Origin of the sequence: Streptomyces cyaneofuscatus, from assembly GCF_033109485.1 — a bacterium.
GTDB classification, from domain to species: domain Bacteria; phylum Actinomycetota; class Actinomycetes; order Streptomycetales; family Streptomycetaceae; genus Streptomyces; species Streptomyces cyaneofuscatus.
Genome location: NZ_CP137002.1, coordinates 5449198 through 5466716, shown reverse-complemented (window position 1 = coordinate 5466716; position 17519 = coordinate 5449198). Strand labels below are relative to the sequence as shown.

Below are 17519 nucleotides of genomic sequence, written 5' to 3'. Positions count from 1 at the left end.
TGCTGAAAGGCCGAACCACCATGCCCTTCCTCCTCGCTCCCGGGCCGCGCCGGAAGACTCCCGGGCCGCACCGAAAGCGCTCCGCACCAGCGTCCACGCCACCGCCCGCGCCGCCCGCCCGGCGTTCCGGCGGCGAGTCCGGGCCCAGCCCGCACCGCTCCACGTTCCGGCCGGACATCGAGGGGCTGCGGGCCGTCGCCGTCCTCGCGGTCCTCGCCTTCCACGCCGAAATACCGGGCCTGGCAGGCGGGTTCGTCGGGGTGGACGTCTTCTTCGTCATCTCCGGCTACCTGATCACCGGGCTCCTGGTCCGCGAGGCCATCAGCACCGGCCGGATCCGGCTCGGCGACTTCTTCTCCCGGCGGGCCCGCCGCCTGCTGCCCTCGGCCGCCGTGGTGCTCGCGGCGGTCGCGGTGGCCGGCGCCTGGCTGACCGTACCGCTGCGCCGCACCGACCTGGAGTACGACGTCCTCGCGGCGGCGCTCTCCGTCGCCAACTGGCGGTTCGTCTCCCAGCGGACCGACTACCTCGCCGCCGGACACGACCAGAGCCCGCTGCTGCACTTCTGGTCGCTCGCCGTGGAGGAGCAGTTCTACCTGTTCTGGGCCCCGCTCCTCGCGGTGGTGGTGCTGTTCGCCGCCCGTGCGATGCGGCGGGGGCGGGCCGTACGGGCGGTGGTGGCGCTGGTCACCGGGGTGCTGGTCCTCGGCTCGTTCGCGCTGTCCCTGCACTGGACGGAGCACTCGGTCTCGCTCGCGTACCTCGGAACGCCTTCGCGTGTCTGGCAGTTCGGCGTGGGGGCGCTGCTCGCGCTGCTGCCCTGGCATCTGCTGCGCGGGCCGCGTCCACTGCGGCTGCTGTGCGGGTGGGGCGGGGCGGCGGCGATCGGCTGGTGCGTGGTGGCGTACGACGCCTCGACGCCGTACCCCGGATACGCGGCGCTCGTCCCGACCCTGGCCACCGCCGCCGTGATCCTCGCGGCGATTCCGGGGCGGGGCGAGCGTAACGTCCAGGGTGCGTACGGGGTCGGGCGGCTGCTGGCCGGGCGCGCGCCCCGGGCCGTCGGGCGGCTCTCGTACAACCTGTACCTGTGGCACTGGCCGGTGCTCGTCCTCGCGGAGGCCCGGCTCGGCACGCTCGGCTGGCCCGCGAGGACCGCGCTGACGCTGGCCGCCGTCCTGCCCGCGCTCGCCACGATGCGCTGGGTGGAACAGCCGCTGCGCCGCAGCCGTACGGTCTCCGAACTCCCCCGGCGCGGGCTCGCTTTGGGCGTCTCGGCCATCGTGCTGCCGGTCGCGCTGGCCCTGGTGGTGGGCACGGCCACGCTGCACCTGATGGGCCCCGCCACTCCGGTCGACGTCAAGGGGCTGCCGCCGGGGGCCGCCTCCGGGCCGTCGCTGCTCACGGCCTCCGCTGCGGGCGGGCCGGTGGTGCCGAACCCGGTGCAGGCCCGCAAGGACTTCCCGCCGGACCGGAACTGCCAGGTCGCGCCGGAGGTGACCCGCAGCCCGGAGTGCCTGTTCGGGGCGGTGGACAGCCCGGACCGGATCGTGCTGCTGGGCGACTCGCACGCGGGGCAGTGGTTCTCACCGATGCTGGCGATCGCGTCCCAACGCGGCTGGGCACTTCAGGAGTTCGTCAAGCAGGGTTGCCCGCTGCCGGAGTTGGCGGTGGACAGCCCGCAACTGGGGCGCGCGTACCGGGAGTGCGACACCTGGCGTGCGGACGCCTTGGAGCGTCTCCGTACGGGGCCGAAGCCCCGGCTCATCGTGATCGCCTCGCTCAACCGGTACACCACCGACCCCGAACTCCTCGCCGCCGCCTGGGAGAAGACGCTGAAGCCGCTGCGGGCGATCGACGCCCCGATCGTGTACGTCGAGGACACCCCCGTACCCGGTAAGGACATCCCGGCGTGCGTCTCGGGCGCTCCGGGCGATGCGGCCGGCTGCGCGTTCCAGCGGGCGGAGGCGCTTCCGGCCGATCCGCTGGCCCGGCGGATCGCGGCGGGGGCGGTGCCGGGCGTACGGGGTATCGGCGTGAACCCGGTCCTCTGCCCGGGCGACGGCCCGACCTGCCCGGCCGTACGGGACCGCATCCTGCTCTACCGGGACGACGCCCACCTCAGCAATGTGGCGGCCGTCGTGCTGACCCCGAGGCTGGAGCGGCTGCTGACGGACGCGGGGGCGCTGCCGGCGGCCGTATCCCCTGCGGCCCCCGGAGCCGACGGCTGGACCGAGCTGCTGCGGGACGACTTCGAGGGCCCGGCGGGCAGCCGCCCCTCCCCCGCGAACTGGAGTTACGACCTCGGGACCTGCTACCCCGGCTGCCCGGCCCCGCAGTGGGGCACCGGCGAGATCGAGACCATGACCGACTCGACGGAGAACGTCCGCCTGGACGGGAAGGGCGCGCTGGAGATCGTGCCCACCAGGAAGGGCGACGCGTGGAGTTCCGGGCGGATCACCACCGTACGTTCCGACTTTGCACCGCCGCCCGGCGGAGTGCTGCGGATCGAGGCGTCGATCGCGCTGCCGGACGTGACCGGGCCGAAGGCGGCGGGGTACTGGCCCGCGTTCTGGACGTTGGGCGCCGAGCTGCGCGACGGGTACACGGGGTGGCCGGGCGTCGGCGAGCTGGACGTCATGGAGTCCGTCAACGGCCGGGACACCGTGTTCGGTTCGATGCACTGCGGGGTGCTGGAGGGCGGGCCGTGCAAGGAGCCGGTGGGGCTGACGTCGGGTCCGCAGGCGTGCGCGACCTGCCGTACGGAGTTCCACGCGTACGCCGTGGAGGTCGACCTCGGCGTGGGTGAGGTGCGCTGGTATCTGGACGGCCGGGTGTACCACCGGGTGCGCGCCGGGCAGATGGACGCCGGGACGTGGAAGCGGGCGGTGGACCACGGGGTGTTCCTGATCCTGAACGTGGCGATCGGCGGCAAGCTCCCGGCCGCGGACGGCGCGACGGCGGGGCCGGGCACCGAGCCGGGGCATCCGATGCGGGTCGATCAGGTCACGGTGAAGGCCAGGGGCTCGGACTCCGGTCCGGTCAGGGGCGGCGGCTCGGGGCCGGTCAGCGGCTCGGGCTGAGGCCCTCGACGGTGAGGGTGAAGAGGCGGTCGGCCTGGACGGCCGGTTCGGTGTGGTGCTCGGTGGCCAGGGCGATGCCGACGGCGAGGGTGAGCAGGTCGTGGAAGGTGACGCCCGGCCTGACCACCTCGTCGCGCAGGGCGCGGCGGAGCAGCGGGGTGGCCGCGGCTTCGAGCACCGCGCCGCAGGAGTGGCCCCCGGAGGGGTCGGCGGGGGCGTCGGTGGGGGGCTCGTAGGTGAGGGCGTCCGCGAGCCCCCGGGCGGAGACGGCGTACCGCACGAGGTCGTGGAGCCAGTCCAGCAGGGCGGCCCGGCTGTCGTCGGCGCGGGTCAGCTCGTCGGCGCGCTCGCAGAGGACCTGGATGCGTTCCTGGAAGACCGCTTCGAGGAGGGCCTGGCGGGTGGGGAAGTGGCGGCGCACGGTGGCGGAGCCGACGCCGGCGGTACGGGCGACCTGCTCCAGGGAGGCGGCGGCACCGTGCCGGGCGACCTCCGCCTCGGCCACGGCCAGGATGCGGCTGTAGTTACGTCGGGCGTCCGAGCGCTGACCGGTCACGTGCTCTCCATTCTCCGCTTGCTCTTCTTGCTCTTCTTGCTCTTCTTGCTAAGTGGTGGGCCCCGCCATATCGTAGCGAGGGCGAAACGGCGGACCCCGCCGTTTCGTCCGTTCGCGGTCCCGTCGACGCTTCCCCGAGGAGACACGGCCATGGCATCACCCTCTGCCCCCGCACTGGTCACCGGCGCCACCGGACGCCAGGGAGGGGCGGTCACCCGAGCACTGCTGGCCGCCGGCGTGCCGGTGCGCGCGCTGGTGCGCGACCCGCACGCCCCACGCGCGAAGGCCGTCGAGGCGCTGGGCGTCGAGCTGGTCACCGGGGACCTCTCCGACCGGCCCTCGCTGGATCCCGCCTGCGCGGGCGTCCGTGCCGTGTTCTCGGTGCAGATGCCGCCGATGGACGAGAGCGGGGCCGACTTCGACGCGGAGCTGGCGCAGGCGACCCACCTGATCGAGGCGGCGCGGGCCGCGGGCGTTCCCCAGTTCGTCCAGTCCTCGACCAGCGGGGTCGGGCGGCACACGGAGACCCCGGGCTGGGCGGAGGGCCGCTGGGCGGCCATGGAGGGGTACTTCGCCACCAAGCAGGCGATCATGGAGAAGGTGCGCGGGGCGGGCTTCGCCCGCTGGACCGTGATCAAGCCCGCGTTCTTCATGGACAACCTGCCCCAACTGGCGCCCCACGGGCCCGAGGGCGGTCTGGCGACGGTCCTGCTGCCGGACACGCCCCTGGCGCTGGTGGCGACGGAGGACATCGGCGCGGCCGCCGCCCACGCCATCCAGGAGCCCGACCGCTTCCACGAGGTGGAGCTGGAGCTCGCCGGCGAGGTGCTCACCATGACGGAGATCGCCCGGACACTGTCCACCGCATGGGGCGTTCCGGTGGAGGCGCCCACCATGAGCCTCGACGAGGCCCTCGCGGCCGACATGCCCGCATGGGGCGCCGGGCACGTCTGGAGCAACGCCATCCTCCAGCCCGCCCGCCCCGAACTCGCCCTGGAGCTCGGGATTCCGGTGACCACGTTCGCCGTCTGGGCGCAGAACCACCTGACGGCGGCCCGAGGAGCCTGAGGGAGGAGCCTGAGGAACGGACAGCCACGGCCGCCGGACCCTACGCCGTACGCCGTACGCAGCACCGGCCACGCGCGAGTCCCTCCCCCGTTACTTGGGGACCCGCGCGAGCCGTCGTGCGGGCCGACCAGTCGTACGGTCGTACGACACGGTCGGCCGGGGCCCGGAGCCGCACCGCCGTGCGGTGCGGCCCTCTCCGGGCACCGGAAGTATCGCCTTCCGCCCGGGGAGGGGGCGAACGCTTTTCCGGGTGGATTCCGGCCGGGGAGCCGCCGGTTCAGCCGCGAGGGGCGGGCCGGCCCCACAACGTGACCGCGCGCAGCAGCCGTTCGACCGGGCCGAGACGGTGGCGGCTCATCAGCCAGGCGGACGCCGCGAGTTGGAACCCGTAGAAGAGAAGTGTCCCGCCCAGCACCGCCGCCGCGCCGACGCGGCCGTACAGGGCGGCCCCGTAGCCGGTGAAGACGAGCGCCATCACCAGTGACTGCGCCAGGTAGTTGGTGAGGGCCATGCGTCCGGCCGGGGCCAGCCGGGCGGCCAGGCGGGCGCCACGCGGGGTGGTGAACCAGAGGAGCAGGCCGCTCGCGTACGCGGCGCTGAGCGCCGGTGCGGTCAGCATGCCGAGGATGAACGCCGGGATCTCCCAGCGGGCGCCCAGCGGCCCCACCGTGCCCGCCGCCATGAGCACCCCGCCGGGCAGCCCGACGGCCAGGCCCCAGAGGCAGATGCGCCGCAGCCGGGCCGTGCGTTCCGGGGTGCCGGTGTCCGCCAGGAGGCGGCGCCTGCCCGCGACGAACCCGGCGAGGAACGCGGCGACGACCATGCCGCCCATCATGAGGAGCCCGACAAGAATGTCGCTCCAGGCGTCCGTGTTGGCGCGGACCACGTCCGCCGGGCCGCCCCGGTACGCGGCGGTCAGCTCGGCCGCGGAGGCCGCGGAGGCCGCGGACGCCGCCAGGCCCTCGTCGCCCTCACCCGTGTCCACCAGGGCGACGGCCGCCCCGAGGAGCAGGTAGAGCCCGGCCACGACCCCGTACACCCGGAGCGCGGCACGCCACATCCTGGCCGGGTCGACGGCACGGGCGGCGAGGAGGATCAGGCCGAGGAGCGCGTACGTGGTGAGGATGTCGCCCGGGTACAGCAGGACCGCGTGCAGCGCGCCGAGCACGAACAGGCCGAGCAGGCGGCGCAGCATCCTCGGCGCGAAGGGGGCGCCGTCGCGTTCGGCCGCGTCCATCTGGAGGGTGAAGCTGTAGCCGAAGAGAAAGGAGAACAGCAGGTAGAACTTGGTCTGCACGAGCGCCATGACGAGCCAGTGCGCCACCTGGTCCAGACCACTGGCGGTCGGCCCGGCACTGCCCCCGCCCCCGCTCAGCCCGTCGAGGCCGGACATCACCAGGACGTTGGCGAGGAAGATGCCGCAGAGCGCGAACCCGCGCAGCGCGTCGACCTCGACGATGCGGTGGGGCCTCGGCCTTACGGCGGCGGGCTCGATCGCCGCTGTGGGCCCGATGGCCTCCGGGCGCTTCACGGCACCACGGAGAGCACCGTCACCACGGTCACCGTGGAGATCGCGGCCTGGAGGTTGCGGATCGCCTCCCGGACGCTCACGCCCGCCCAGTGCCCGTCGGCGATCTCCGCCATGCGCGGGGTCACCTGCTTCTTCGGCAGGCCGGGGAAGGCCTGCGGGTGCATCCCGGTGGCGTGCACCAGGGCGACCAGGGCGCTCGTACGGGCGTCCGGCTCGGCCCCGTACAGCACCACCGCGGCCAGCCGGTCCCGCAGCTCGCGCTCGACGGAGCCGTCGGCCTCCGGGTAGCGGCGCACCGGGAAGACGCCGAGGGCCCGGTGCCGCTCCTCGGTCACCAGGCCGCGGGCGCAGAGGCTGTCCACGACGTCCTGCGAGCCCTTCGCGTGCTCCCGGGTCAGCCACTCGACCACCTTGCGGCTGCTGGAGGCCCCGTGGACCCAGCGCACCAGCCGGTCGAGCCGTCCGTCGAGGAGGGCGTCGCCGGTCGGGGTCGGGTCGAAGACCTCGACGCGACCGCCCTTCACCGTGACGCGGCCGGCCATGACCAGCTCCAGGAGCATGCCCGCGGCCACGCCCCAGCGCGCCGCCGACTCCCCCTTCGCCGCGCCCGTCGTGTCGTCCAGCGACAGCAGCATGATCTCTTCGCCCAGTGAGACGGCCATGGTCAGGGGCCCCCGTGCTCTCTTCGTCCCGATCGGTCTCTTCGTCCTGCCTGACCGGACAGACGTGAAGAACGCGGCCGGGGTTGCCCAACGACGAAAACTCCTGCTCAGACAGGCTGTGCGGCCGCCGCCGCGAACGCCCCGCGCGCCAGCCGGTGCAGCAGCGCGGCGGTGGCCTCGCGGCCGGGGCGGGCCTCCGGGCGGGCCAGGTGCGGGGTGGAGTTCAGCAGGCCGAAGACGGCGTGCACGGTGACGCGGGCCTCGTTCTCGGGCAGGCCGGGGTAGAGGGCGCGGACGACGCCCACCCAGACCTCGACGTACTCGCGCTGGAGCCGCCGCACCCGCTTGCGGTCCGTGTCGCGCAGCCGGTCCAGCTCGCGGTCGTGGAGGGTGATGAGGGGGCGGTCGTCGAGGGCGAAGTCGATGTGGCCCTCGATGAGCGCGTCCAAAAGTGCCTCCGGGGAGCCGTCGCCCCGCGACGCGTCCTCCGACACCCGCAGGCGGCCGCCGTCCAGCAGCCGCTCGCTGATGCCGACCAGCAGTTCGGCGAGCATCGCGTCCTTGCCGGGGAAATGGCGGTAGAGGCCGGGGCCGCTGATACCGACCGCGGCGCCTATCTCGTCGACGCCGACACCGTGGAAGCCGCGCTCGGCGAAGAGGCGTGCGGCCTCCCGCAGGATCTGCTCGCGGCGGGTGGGGGCCGCGACGCGGGCGGCGGCATGGGTGCTCATGAGGATTCATTCTAGACAGGGTCGTTAGCGGTCGTTAACCTGAGGGAAACGCGTTAACGCTCATTAACAGCAGACGGACATCACGCACATGATCGCGGTACGGGCAAGGGGGCTCGACACGATGCAGCAGGCACCGGTCCTGGCGAGCGCGGCCGATCCCGCCTCGGAGGCCTGGCAGGCCAACGAGGCGGCGCATCACGCGCTCGCCGACGAGCTGGCGGCACGGCTCGCCACGGCACGGCTGGGCGGGGGTGAGAAGGCGCGGGCCCGCCATGAGGCGCGCGGCAAGCTGCTCCCCCGGGACCGGGTGGACACCCTCCTCGACCCGGGTTCGCCGTTCCTGGAGCTGGCCCCCCTGGCGGCGAACGGGATGTACGGGGACCAGGCCCCCGCCGCCGGCGTCATCGCGGGCATCGGGCGGGTCTCCGGCCGCGAGTGCGTGATCGTCGCCAATGACGCGACCGTCAAGGGCGGCACGTACTACCCGCTGACCGTGAAGAAGCACCTGCGCGCCCAGGAAGTGGCCCTGGAGAACCGTCTCCCCTGCCTCTACCTGGTCGACTCGGGCGGCGCGTTCCTGCCGATGCAGGACGAGGTGTTCCCCGACCGGGACCACTTCGGGCGGATCTTCTACAACCAGGCCCGGATGTCGGCGGCCGGTATTCCGCAGATCGCGGCGGTGCTGGGCTCCTGCACGGCGGGCGGGGCGTACGTCCCGGCGATGAGCGACGAGGCCGTCATCGTGCGCAACCAGGGCACGATCTTCCTCGGCGGCCCGCCGCTGGTGAAGGCCGCGACCGGTGAGGTCGTCACGGCGGAGGAGCTGGGCGGCGGCGAGGTCCACTCCCGGATCTCCGGCGTCACCGACCACCTCGCGGAGGACGACGCGCACGCTCTCCGCATCGTCCGCAACATCGTCGCGACCCTCCCGGACCGGGCGCCGCTCCCCTGGTCGGTCGAGCCGGCCGAGGAGCCGAAGGTGGACCCGGCGGGGCTGTACGGGGCGGTCCCGGTGGACTCCCGCACGCCGTACGACGTACGCGAGGTCATCGCCCGAGTGGTGGACGGCTCCCGCTTCCAGGAGTTCAAGGCGGAGTACGGGCAGACGCTGATCACCGGCTTCGCCCGCATCCACGGCCACCCGGTCGGGATCGTCGCGAACAACGGGATCCTGTTCGCCGAGTCGGCCCAGAAGGGCGCCCACTTCATCGAGCTGTGCGACCAGCGCGGCATCCCGCTCGTCTTCCTCCAGAACATCTCCGGCTTCATGGTCGGCAAGGACTACGAGCACGGCGGTATCGCCAAGCACGGCGCCAAGATGGTCACCGCCGTCGCCACCACCCGCGTGCCGAAGCTGACGGTCGTCGTCGGCGGTTCGTACGGGGCGGGCAACTACTCGATGTGCGGCCGGGCGTACTCGCCGCGCTTCCTGTGGATGTGGCCCAACGCCAAGATCTCCGTCATGGGCGGCGAGCAGGCGGCCTCCGTGCTGGCCACCGTCAAGCGCGACCAGCTCGGCGACGACTGGAGCGCCGAGGACGAAGAAACGTTCAAGGCCCCGATCCGCGCCCAGTACGAGACCCAGGGCAACGCGTACTACGCCTCCGCCCGGCTCTGGGACGACGGCGTGATCGACCCCGTGGACACCCGCCAGGTGCTGGGCCTCGCCCTCACGGCCTGCGCCAACGCCCCGCTGCCGCAGAAGGACCCGGCCGGTCCCGGCTTCGGCGTCTTCCGGATGTGAGGAACAGATGACGACGATGTTCGACACCGTGCTGGTCGCCAACCGCGGCGAGATCGCCGTCCGGGTGATCCGGACCCTGCGCGAGCTGGGGGTGCGCTCGGTCGCGGTCTTCAGCGACGCGGACGCGGACGCCCGGCATGTACGGGAGGCGGATACGGCGGTACGGATCGGCCCGCCGCCCGCCGCCGAGAGCTACTTGAACGTGCCGGCGCTGCTTGAGGCGGCCCGCCGCACGGGCGCGCAGGCCGTCCACCCCGGCTACGGCTTCCTGGCGGAGAACGCCGAGTTCGCCGCCGCCTGTACGGACGCGGGGCTGGTCTTCATCGGCCCGCCCGCCTCCGCGATCTCGCTCATGGGCGACAAGATCCGGGCGAAGGAGACGGTCGCGGCGTACGGAGTCCCGGTGGTTCCCGGCTCCTCCGGCAGCGGCCTGACCGACGCCCAACTGGAGTCGGCGGCACGGGAGATCGGCACCCCGGTCCTCCTCAAGCCCTCTGCGGGCGGCGGCGGCAAGGGCATGCGCCTGGTCCGGGACGCGGCGGTGCTGGGCGAGGAGATCGCGGCGGCGCGACGGGAGGCCCGCGCCTCCTTCGGCGACGACACGCTGCTCGTCGAGCGGTGGATCGACCGCCCGCGCCACATCGAGATCCAGGTGCTGGCCGACGCCCACGGCAACGTGATCCACCTCGGCGAGCGCGAGTGCTCGCTCCAGCGCCGCCACCAGAAGATCATCGAGGAGGCGCCGAGCGTCCTGCTGGATGCGGCCACCCGGGCGGCGATGGGCGAGGCGGCCGTGCAGGCGGCGCGCAGCTGCGGCTATGTCGGGGCGGGGACGGTGGAGTTCATCGTCCCGGGCAACGACCCGTCCTCGTACTACTTCATGGAGATGAACACCCGCCTCCAGGTCGAGCACCCGGTCACCGAGCTCATCACCGGCCTGGACCTGGTGGAGTGGCAGCTGCGGGTGGCGTCGGGCGAGCAACTCCCGTACGGGCAAGCGGACATCAGCCTGAAGGGCTGGGCGATCGAGGCCCGCGTCTGCGCCGAGGACCCGTCCCGCGGCTTTCTGCCCTCCGGCGGTACGGTGCTGGCGCTGCGCGAGCCGCAGGGCGGCGGGGTGCGCACGGACTCGGGGCTCAGCGAGGGCGTACCGGTGGGCAGCCTGTACGACCCGATGCTGTCGAAGGTCATCGCGTACGGCCCCGACCGCGCGACCGCCATCCGCAAGCTGCGGGCGGCCCTCGCGGACACGGTGATCCTGGGCGTCCCGACCAACGCGGGCTTCCTGCGCCGCCTGCTGGCCCACCCGGACGTGGTCTCCGGCAACCTGGACACGGGGCTGGTGGAGCGCGAGGCGGAGGGCCTGGTGCCGGACGGGGTTCCGGACGAGGTGTACGCGGCGGCTGCGGCCGTGCGGCGTGAGGCGCTGGCGCCCCGGCCGGACGCGGGGGGTTGGACGGACCCGTTCTCGGTGCCGAGCGGGTGGCGTACGGGTGGTGTGCGGGCGCCGTTGGCGTTCCCACTGCGGGTGTCGGGCGCGGACCCGGTGACGTACGAGGCTCCGGTCTCCGCGACGGTCACGGCCGACCGGGTCACGGTCGAACTCGACGGCGCGGTGGGCCACTTCCACCGCTCCGGCGACTGGCTCGGCCGGGACGGCGACACCTGGCACGTCCAGGACCACGACCCGGTGGAGGCGTCCCTGAGCGGGGCGGGCCGGAGCGGGGCGGACACGCTGGCGGCGCCGATGCCGGGCACGGTCACGGTGGTGAAGGTGGCCGTGGGCGACGAGGTCGAGGCGGGACAGAGCCTGCTCGTGGTGGAGGCGATGAAGATGGAGCACGTGATCTCGGCCCCGCACGCGGGGACGGTCACCGAGCTGGACGTCGCGGCGGGCGCGACGGTGGCGATGGACCAGATCCTGGCGGTCGTGGCCCCCCGGGAGGACTCATGACCACGCGTCCACTCCCCATGAAGATCCCGGCCCCTGGTCTGCCGGCCCGGGTCCGCATCCACGAAGTGGGGGCCCGGGACGGCCTGCAGAACGAGAAGGAGACCGTCCCGACCGAGGTGAAGGCGGAGTTCATCCGCCGCCTGGCCGTGGCGGGTCTGACGACCATCGAGGCGACGAGCTTCGTGCACCCGAAGTGGGTGCCCCAACTTGCCGACGCCGAAGCCCTGTTCCCCCTCCTCGGGGACATCGCGGACGTGGGCGACGTCTCGCTCCCCGTCCTCGTGCCGAACGAACGCGGACTGGACCGGGCGCTGGCGCTCGGGGCCCGGTCTATCGCGGTGTTCGGCTCGGCGACGGAGACGTTCGCGGCGCGCAATCTGAACCGTACGGTCGACGAGTCGCTGGCGATGTTCGCGCCGGTGGTGGCCCGCGCCAAGGCCGACAAGGTCCACGTGCGCGGGTATCTGTCGATGTGCTTCGGCGACCCGTGGGAAGGCGCGGTGGAGATCGCGCAGGTGGTCAGGGTCGCGAAGGCGCTGATGGACCTGGGCTGCGACGAGCTGTCGCTGGGTGACACGATCGGGGTGGCGACGCCGGGCCACGTGACGGCGCTGCTGTCAGCGCTGAACGATTCCGGAGTCCCGACCCCGTCGATCGGCGTGCACTTCCACGACACGTACGGCCAGGCCCTGTCCAACACCCTGGCCGCGCTCCAGCACGGGGTGACCACGGTCGACGCCTCGGCGGGCGGCCTGGGCGGCTGCCCGTACGCGAAGAGCGCCACGGGCAATCTCGCCACCGAGGACCTGGTCTGGATGCTCGAAGGACTCGGCATCGAGACCGGCGTCAACCTGGCCGAACTGACCGCCACCAGCGTCTGGCTGGCCGAACACCTGGGCCGGCCGAGCCCATCCCGCACGGTCCGCGCCCTGACCCCTCCCCCTTCTTCCACCTCCCACAAGGAGTGAGTGACCCCATGTCCCTGGACCACCGGCTGACCGCCGAGCACGAGGAACTGCGCCGCACGGTCGAGGCGTTCGCGCACGATGTGGTCGCGCCGAAGATCGGCGACTTCTACGAGCGCCATGAATTCCCGTACGAGATCGTGCGCGAGATGGGCCGGATGGGCCTGTTCGGGCTGCCGTTCCCGGAGGAGTACGGCGGCATGGGCGGCGACTACCTCGCGCTCGGGATCGCCCTGGAGGAGCTGGCCCGGGTCGACTCGTCGGTGGCGATCACCCTGGAGGCCGGGGTCTCGCTGGGCGCGATGCCGCTGCACCTGTTCGGCACGGAGGAGCAGAAGCGGCAGTGGCTGCCGAAGCTCTGCGCGGGCGAGGCGCTGGGCGCGTTCGGCCTGACCGAGCCGGACGGCGGGTCGGACGCGGGCGGCACGCGGACGACGGCGGTGCTGGACGAGGCGACGAATGAGTGGGTCATCAACGGCTCGAAGTGCTTCATCACCAACTCCGGTACGGACATCACCGAGTTGGTGACGGTGACGGCGGTGACCGGTCGCAAGGAGGACGGCCGCCCGCTGATCTCCGCGATCATCGTCCCCTCCGGCACTCCCGGCTTCACGGTCGCGGCCCCGTACTCAAAGGTCGGCTGGAACGCCTCGGACACCCGCGAGCTGTCCTTCACGGACGTCCGCGTCCCGGCGGCGAATCTCCTGGGCGAACAGGGCCGGGGCTACGCCCAGTTCCTCCGGATCCTGGACGAGGGCCGGGTGGCGATCTCGGCCCTGGCGACGGGTCTGGCGCAGGGCTGCGTGGACGAGTCGGTGAAGTACGCGGCCGAACGCCACGCCTTCGGCAGGCCGATCGGCGCCAACCAGGCGATCCAGTTCAAGATCGCCGACATGGAGATGCGCGCCCACATGGCCCGCGTGGGCTGGCGCGACGCGGCCTCCCGTCTGGTGGCGGGCGAACCCTTCAAGAAGGAGGCGGCGATCGCGAAGCTGTACTCCTCGACGGTCGCGGTGGACAACGCCCGTGAGGCGACGCAGATCCACGGCGGGTACGGCTTCATGAACGAGTACCCGGTGGCGCGGATGTGGCGCGACTCGAAGATCCTGGAGATCGGCGAGGGCACGAGCGAGGTCCAGCGGATGCTGATCGCGCGGGAGTTGGGGCTGCCGGGCTGACCCCTTGGATGGACTGACCGCCCCTGCGACCGCCGCCCGGCCACCGTGGATACGCTCACGGTGGCCGGGCGGTGGTGTCAGCTGGGGATCATCCCTCCTCGGGCGACCGTCCTCCGGCCGAGCGGGGCGGGAGCGGTTCCTTCGTCGGAGTGGATCGACATCACCGCTTCGTCCAGCAGACGCCGTCACGCGGCTGAGCCTGCCGCCTGCTGTTGCGTCGGCGCACTGTGGATGGGTAGGAACACCGAACAGCCTGTCTCGCTCGACGACGCCGATCGGATCGGCGTGCGTTCGGGACGTATCGACTTTCGTCCGGGGGGAATCGTGGAGTCCGGCCATCTCGGCAGACCCGAAAGCGCTGTCAGCGACAGATTCGCGACAGCAGCCGCTTACGCCGTAGCGGGAGCAGTCCATCTGCTGACAGCGGGACTGTTCATCGGCAGCCTGATGATGATCGTCCTCAGGTTCGACACGTTCATTCAGCCATTGCTGGGCCTGATTCCGCTGGGCCTCGCCCTGGCGCTGCGGCCACGCCTCGGGCGGCTGGACCCCGGCCTTCCCGTACTGCGGGAGGCCGACGCACCGGCCTTGTTCGCACTGCTGCACCGCACGGCGGACAGCGCCGGTGTGCGGCGCGTCGACACGGTCCAGCTCACGGCGGAATTCGACATGCGCGTCACCTCTTACGGAGTCCGCCGCAGGCGCTGCCTCGTCCTGGGCCTGCCGCTCTGGTCCGCCTACTCGCCTCAGCAGCGCATTGCCGCCGTGACGCAGGCGTTCGGCGAGGGTGGTCCGCGCAATCTTCGGTCCGGCCTGTTCGTCGGCTCGGCCCTCAGGTCGGTGACAGCCGGGGCGCACACCCTGCGGCCAAGCGATGCTGCCGCCGCCACGCCGAGCGTGGACGCCCATTCTCGGCACGCGGGCGAGATCGCAGCGGCATCCCGGCGCTTCAACGCCCGGTCACGGAGGAGTGAATGGGTCCTGTGGATTCCGCGCGTGACAGCCGCCGCGACGTCCCGCCTGCTCCTGCGGTGCACGCGGCCGGCCGTAAGGCGTGCGCAGTTCGAGGCGGACGACGCAGCGGCCCGTACGGCCTCCTCGCCGGCGGCTCTCGCCGCGCTGCGCGACCGTGACCTGGCGCGCGCGACCTACCTGGAGATGCATCGGCTGGCCGTTGAGAAGAGGACGCTCGTCAAGGCCAACGCCTCCGGGGAGCCACAGGACGATCTCTGGGAGAACATCGGCCGGCACGCGGCAGCTCTACGCGACCAGCGAGAGACTTCCCGGCCCCTCGTACCATCCCCTCGGGCCGGCCTGCCCGACCCCGCCTCCCACGATGTCGTCGCGCAGCGCATCGCACGTCTGACCGCAGCGCTGCCGCACTCCGCCACGATCACGCTCGACGAGTCCGACCGAGCCCTCATCGAGGACGAACTTCGCCGGCCGAAGCAGGAAGTGGAGCGTTTGGTGCTGCGTGACGGGGTGCCTCTGAGCAGTTGACGGTCTCGGGATCTCTCCGGCAGCGTCGGCGCCGAGCTGCCGCCGCACCACCCGCGAGCGCATGCCGCGCGGCGAGGCTGTGCACTACCGGGAGCGGGCCCTCCTCGAAGAGGCCGGGGTGGATGTGGACTCCGTACTGCTGGTCAGCAAGCCGTACGAGGAGCGGCGGTCGTACGCCACGGAGTCCCCGCACAAGTCTGCCCGGACGGTCGGGCGGTGCTGCCCTTTCGGCACTTCCATGGACGCGTTCCGGTGAGGTAGGCAGGAGAGAAGCCTTGATCAACCGCACCGAACAGAAAGGCCTTTGATGCGCGCTCAGGACTCGGACAGGACTGCCGGGCCGGCGAAGGCCCGCCGTACGGGTGCGGGCTCCGCGCCGCAGGGAGGCGTGTCCGGGGCCCCGCTCGCGGCCCTCCAGCGCGCCATCGGCAACGCCGCCGTCAGCCGCCTGATCGGGGAGGCGCGGCACCAGCATGGCGCGGACTGCGGCCACCAGCAGGAATCCGCGCCCGTACAGCGCTCCGCCGTCCACGACGTCCTGCGCGGCTCGGGTCAGCCGATGGCGGCGCCGCTGCGGCAGGAGATGGAGGCGCGCCTCGGCGCGGACTTCTCCGATGTACGTCTGCACACCGGCACGACCGCCCGGCGCTCGGCCGGTGAGATCGGCGCCCGCGCCTACACCTCGGGCAGCAACATCGTCGTCGGCGACGGCGGCGCCGACAAGCACACCCTGGCCCACGAACTCACCCACGTCATCCAGCAGCGCCAGGGGCCGGTCGCCGGGACCGCCCGGGGTGACGGGCTGCGCGTCAGCGACCCCTCCGACCGGTTCGAGCGGGAGGCGGAGGCGACCGCGAACCGCGTCATGTCCGCGCCCGTCCCGTCCGCCGGGCGGGCCCCGGAGCCGGCCCCCGGTCCGCAGTCGGCGACGGCCGGGGAAGGGGCGGTCCAACGCGCTCTGGTGACGGAGGACATCGACCGGTGGAGGGAGCGGCTGGGGCTGGCGAGCGCGCCCATGGTGGTCGAGGTGCCCGCGGGCATGTCCGCGGCGACTCCGTTCTCCGAGTATCCGGCGGAGAGCCGCGTGAACCTCACCGCCGAGGCCTTGGCCTTGAACGTGAATACGGTGACCGGCATGGCCGGCGACGATGCCGTGCAGATCGTTTCCTCGGCCGGCGGGGGCGCCTACATGGAAGAGCACCGGATCCTTCTGGTCAACCATGAGGTGACGGGCGACTACACGAAGAAGCAGACGATCATGCACGAGCTCGGCCACCAGAAGCAGCAGGAGGGGGGCATCGACATCAACCAGCAGAGAAACAGCAAGGCGCTGGTCGAGTATCACAACATCATCGTCAACGAGAATGTCCTGACCCACGCGGAGGACGAGCAGGCGAAGCCCCGCTTCTTCTATTCGGGACGGGGCGACTCCTCCCTCTCCACGGAGACCAGGGCCAACATGACGGCGGCCGGCTGGGCCCCCATCCCCAAGATCTGGGACCTCATGCAGCAGCATGTGGCTGAACAGGCGAACGACAACGAGAAGCGGCTGCTGCAGGAGATCACGGCGGCACTGGACAGCGAGGAGAACGCCGCCCGCTACGGCGAGAAATCAGGCAACAAGTTTTCCAAGAGCTACAAGGAAGCGATCAAAGCCAACCTTGCGGGGCTCTACTTCACCGGAAAATTCGCGGCGCCTACGGCGACGTAACGCGTTCCTCCATCGTGATCGTGAACGGTCCCTCGGCGACGGCCACGCACGGGACGACATCCGATACCGCGCCCGCCGCCAGGCCCGACTCGCAGAGCCGGCCGCCGTCCTCGCGCAGGTCGAGGTGGAAGCGGGTGTTCTTGCCGTCCTGCTTGAGGTGGTGGATGCGTTCGTCGGCGTAGCCGAGGCTGTTCAAGGTCGCGCGGACCTTGGCGGGGGTCGGTTCCGCGACCTTCTGCAGTGCCTCGATGATGCGCTGTTCGTGGTGGCCGCTGACGCACAAGTCTCGGTCGTCCAACTCCGCCGCAGGCCCGGTGAGGGGGCCGGGCTCAATCGGGTCGGTCGGGGGCATTTCCCCGGGGGCGAGACTCTCGGGCTCCTCCGCATCGGGAGTGCTCCCGCCGGTGGGTCTCGGCGCGATCACTCCGGGCGAAGGGCACGCCTGCGCGAACGTGTCGAACAGCGCCGTGAACTTCGCCTGCTCGACGGAGGGCCGTTGGGAACTCGTCGCGGCGCCGGCGTTCCCGCCCTGGTCGCCCTGTTGCCCGCCGCCACTCACCTCGCTTCCGCAGCCGGTGAGTGCCAGAGCGGTGACGGCGGCGAGAGCGACAGCCGCGAGAACGCGTCGGCCGGAGGTGAACGCGCTGATAGAGCATCGGATATGTGTCATGCGCCGAGTCTCCGTCGGCCCGATGCGGCCCGCTTGAGTACGCGTACTCATCACCCACGGGCAATTCACCGACCGGGGACCGGGGTTACGAGCCGGCCGAACCCGCAGGGCCGGCTTCCCCGCGGCCGGGAGAAGGGGTGCGCCCGCCGGCGGCAGGCGCACCCCT

13 protein-coding genes and 1 pseudogene are annotated in these 17519 nt (G+C 72.3%); 9 read left to right on the top strand and 5 right to left on the bottom strand.

Annotation, left to right across the window (positions count from 1 at the left end; all coding sequences use genetic code 11):
• Positions 1 to 20: 20 nt before the first annotated feature.
• Positions 21 to 3083: an acyltransferase family protein gene (locus R2B67_RS24080; RefSeq protein ID WP_317820969.1), complete on the top strand. Its 3063-nt coding sequence runs from the start codon at positions 21 to 23 to the stop codon at positions 3081 to 3083.
• Here the strand turns inward: R2B67_RS24080 and R2B67_RS24075 are convergent.
• Positions 3067 to 3639, bottom strand: coding sequence for a TetR/AcrR family transcriptional regulator (locus R2B67_RS24075; RefSeq protein ID WP_317820968.1), 573 nt, complete (start codon positions 3637 to 3639; stop codon positions 3067 to 3069). The two genes, R2B67_RS24080 and R2B67_RS24075, sit on opposite strands and share 17 nt — an antisense overlap.
• A 150-nt stretch (positions 3640 to 3789) precedes the next feature.
• Here R2B67_RS24075 and R2B67_RS24070 point away from each other — a divergent pair, with 150 nt between their 5' ends.
• Positions 3790 to 4707 carry an NmrA family NAD(P)-binding protein gene (locus R2B67_RS24070; RefSeq protein ID WP_317820966.1) on the top strand — a complete coding sequence of 306 codons (918 nt, stop codon included), beginning with the start codon at positions 3790 to 3792 and terminating at the stop codon, positions 4705 to 4707.
• Positions 4708 to 4984: 277 nt separating this feature from the next.
• Here R2B67_RS24070 and R2B67_RS24065 read toward each other — a convergent pair whose 3' ends face one another.
• The 3 genes from R2B67_RS24065 to R2B67_RS24055 all read right to left on the bottom strand — a co-directional run bounded on the left by R2B67_RS24065 (position 4985) and on the right by R2B67_RS24055 (position 7631).
• Complete coding sequence (locus R2B67_RS24065) at positions 4985 to 6238, bottom strand: DUF418 domain-containing protein (RefSeq protein ID WP_317820963.1); 1254 nt, start codon at positions 6236 to 6238, stop codon at positions 4985 to 4987.
• Positions 6235 to 6900 (bottom strand): GOLPH3/VPS74 family protein, encoded by a 666-nt coding sequence (locus R2B67_RS24060; protein ID WP_237325998.1) that lies wholly within the window; start codon positions 6898 to 6900, stop codon positions 6235 to 6237. The genes R2B67_RS24065 and R2B67_RS24060 overlap by 4 nt, the downstream gene beginning before the upstream one ends.
• 107 nt (positions 6901 to 7007) lie before the next feature.
• On the bottom strand, positions 7008 to 7631 hold the full coding sequence (locus tag R2B67_RS24055; RefSeq protein ID WP_237325999.1) for an SACE_7040 family transcriptional regulator: 624 nt from the start codon (positions 7629 to 7631) through the stop codon (positions 7008 to 7010).
• A gap of 121 nt (positions 7632 to 7752) precedes the next feature.
• On the opposite strand from R2B67_RS24055, the gene R2B67_RS24050 reads away from it, so the two are divergent.
• The 7 genes and pseudogenes from R2B67_RS24050 (at position 7753) to R2B67_RS24020 (ending at position 16683) form a co-directional block, all read left to right on the top strand.
• A complete protein-coding gene (locus R2B67_RS24050) occupies positions 7753 to 9375 on the top strand; it encodes a carboxyl transferase domain-containing protein (RefSeq protein ID WP_317820962.1) in 1623 nt (540 codons plus the stop codon).
• Positions 9376 to 9382: 7 nt separating this feature from the next.
• Complete coding sequence (locus R2B67_RS24045; protein WP_317820960.1) at positions 9383 to 11329, top strand: acetyl-CoA carboxylase biotin carboxylase subunit; 1947 nt, start codon at positions 9383 to 9385, stop codon at positions 11327 to 11329.
• Positions 11326 to 12297 carry a hydroxymethylglutaryl-CoA lyase gene (locus R2B67_RS24040; protein ID WP_317820959.1) on the top strand — a complete coding sequence of 324 codons (972 nt, stop codon included), beginning with the start codon at positions 11326 to 11328 and terminating at the stop codon, positions 12295 to 12297. Before R2B67_RS24045 ends, R2B67_RS24040 begins: the two co-directional genes overlap by 4 nt.
• A gap of 8 nt (positions 12298 to 12305) precedes the next feature.
• Entirely contained in the window at positions 12306 to 13472 is a 1167-nt protein-coding gene (locus tag R2B67_RS24035) for an acyl-CoA dehydrogenase family protein (protein WP_109977825.1), read from the top strand.
• 231 nt (positions 13473 to 13703) lie between these two features.
• Positions 13704 to 14972, top strand: a complete 1269-nt coding sequence (locus tag R2B67_RS24030) for a M48 family metallopeptidase (protein WP_317820957.1) — start codon at positions 13704 to 13706, stop codon at positions 14970 to 14972.
• A 46-nt stretch (positions 14973 to 15018) separates the two neighbouring features.
• A pseudogene (locus tag R2B67_RS36065) lies at positions 15019 to 15153 on the top strand (YdcF family protein); the annotation flags it as partial.
• Positions 15154 to 15279: 126 nt separating this feature from the next.
• Positions 15280 to 16683, top strand: a complete 1404-nt coding sequence (locus tag R2B67_RS24020; RefSeq protein WP_317820954.1) for an eCIS core domain-containing protein — start codon at positions 15280 to 15282, stop codon at positions 16681 to 16683.
• Here R2B67_RS24020 and R2B67_RS24015 read toward each other — a convergent pair.
• Positions 16670 to 17353, bottom strand: coding sequence for a hypothetical protein (locus R2B67_RS24015; RefSeq protein WP_317820953.1), 684 nt, complete (start codon positions 17351 to 17353; stop codon positions 16670 to 16672). The genes R2B67_RS24020 and R2B67_RS24015 overlap by 14 nt on opposite strands.
• Positions 17354 to 17519: the final 166 nt, after the last annotated feature.

Coding starts and splice junctions, on each gene's coding strand:
- R2B67_RS24080 (WP_317820969.1), top strand. CDS start 21: ATGCCCTTCCTCCTCGCTCCCGGGCCGCGCCGGAAGACTCCCGGGCCG.
- R2B67_RS24070 (WP_317820966.1), top strand. CDS start 3,790: ATGGCATCACCCTCTGCCCCCGCACTGGTCACCGGCGCCACCGGACGC.
- R2B67_RS24060 (WP_237325998.1), bottom strand. CDS start 6,900: ATGGCCGTCTCACTGGGCGAAGAGATCATGCTGCTGTCGCTGGACGAC.
- R2B67_RS24055 (WP_237325999.1), bottom strand. CDS start 7,631: ATGAGCACCCATGCCGCCGCCCGCGTCGCGGCCCCCACCCGCCGCGAG.
- R2B67_RS24050 (WP_317820962.1), top strand. CDS start 7,753: ATGCAGCAGGCACCGGTCCTGGCGAGCGCGGCCGATCCCGCCTCGGAG.
- R2B67_RS24045 (WP_317820960.1), top strand. CDS start 9,383: ATGACGACGATGTTCGACACCGTGCTGGTCGCCAACCGCGGCGAGATC.
- R2B67_RS24040 (WP_317820959.1), top strand. CDS start 11,326: ATGACCACGCGTCCACTCCCCATGAAGATCCCGGCCCCTGGTCTGCCG.
- R2B67_RS24035 (WP_109977825.1), top strand. CDS start 12,306: ATGTCCCTGGACCACCGGCTGACCGCCGAGCACGAGGAACTGCGCCGC.
- R2B67_RS24030 (WP_317820957.1), top strand. CDS start 13,704: ATGGGTAGGAACACCGAACAGCCTGTCTCGCTCGACGACGCCGATCGG.
- R2B67_RS24020 (WP_317820954.1), top strand. CDS start 15,280: ATGCGCGCTCAGGACTCGGACAGGACTGCCGGGCCGGCGAAGGCCCGC.
- R2B67_RS24015 (WP_317820953.1), bottom strand. CDS start 17,353: ATGACACATATCCGATGCTCTATCAGCGCGTTCACCTCCGGCCGACGC.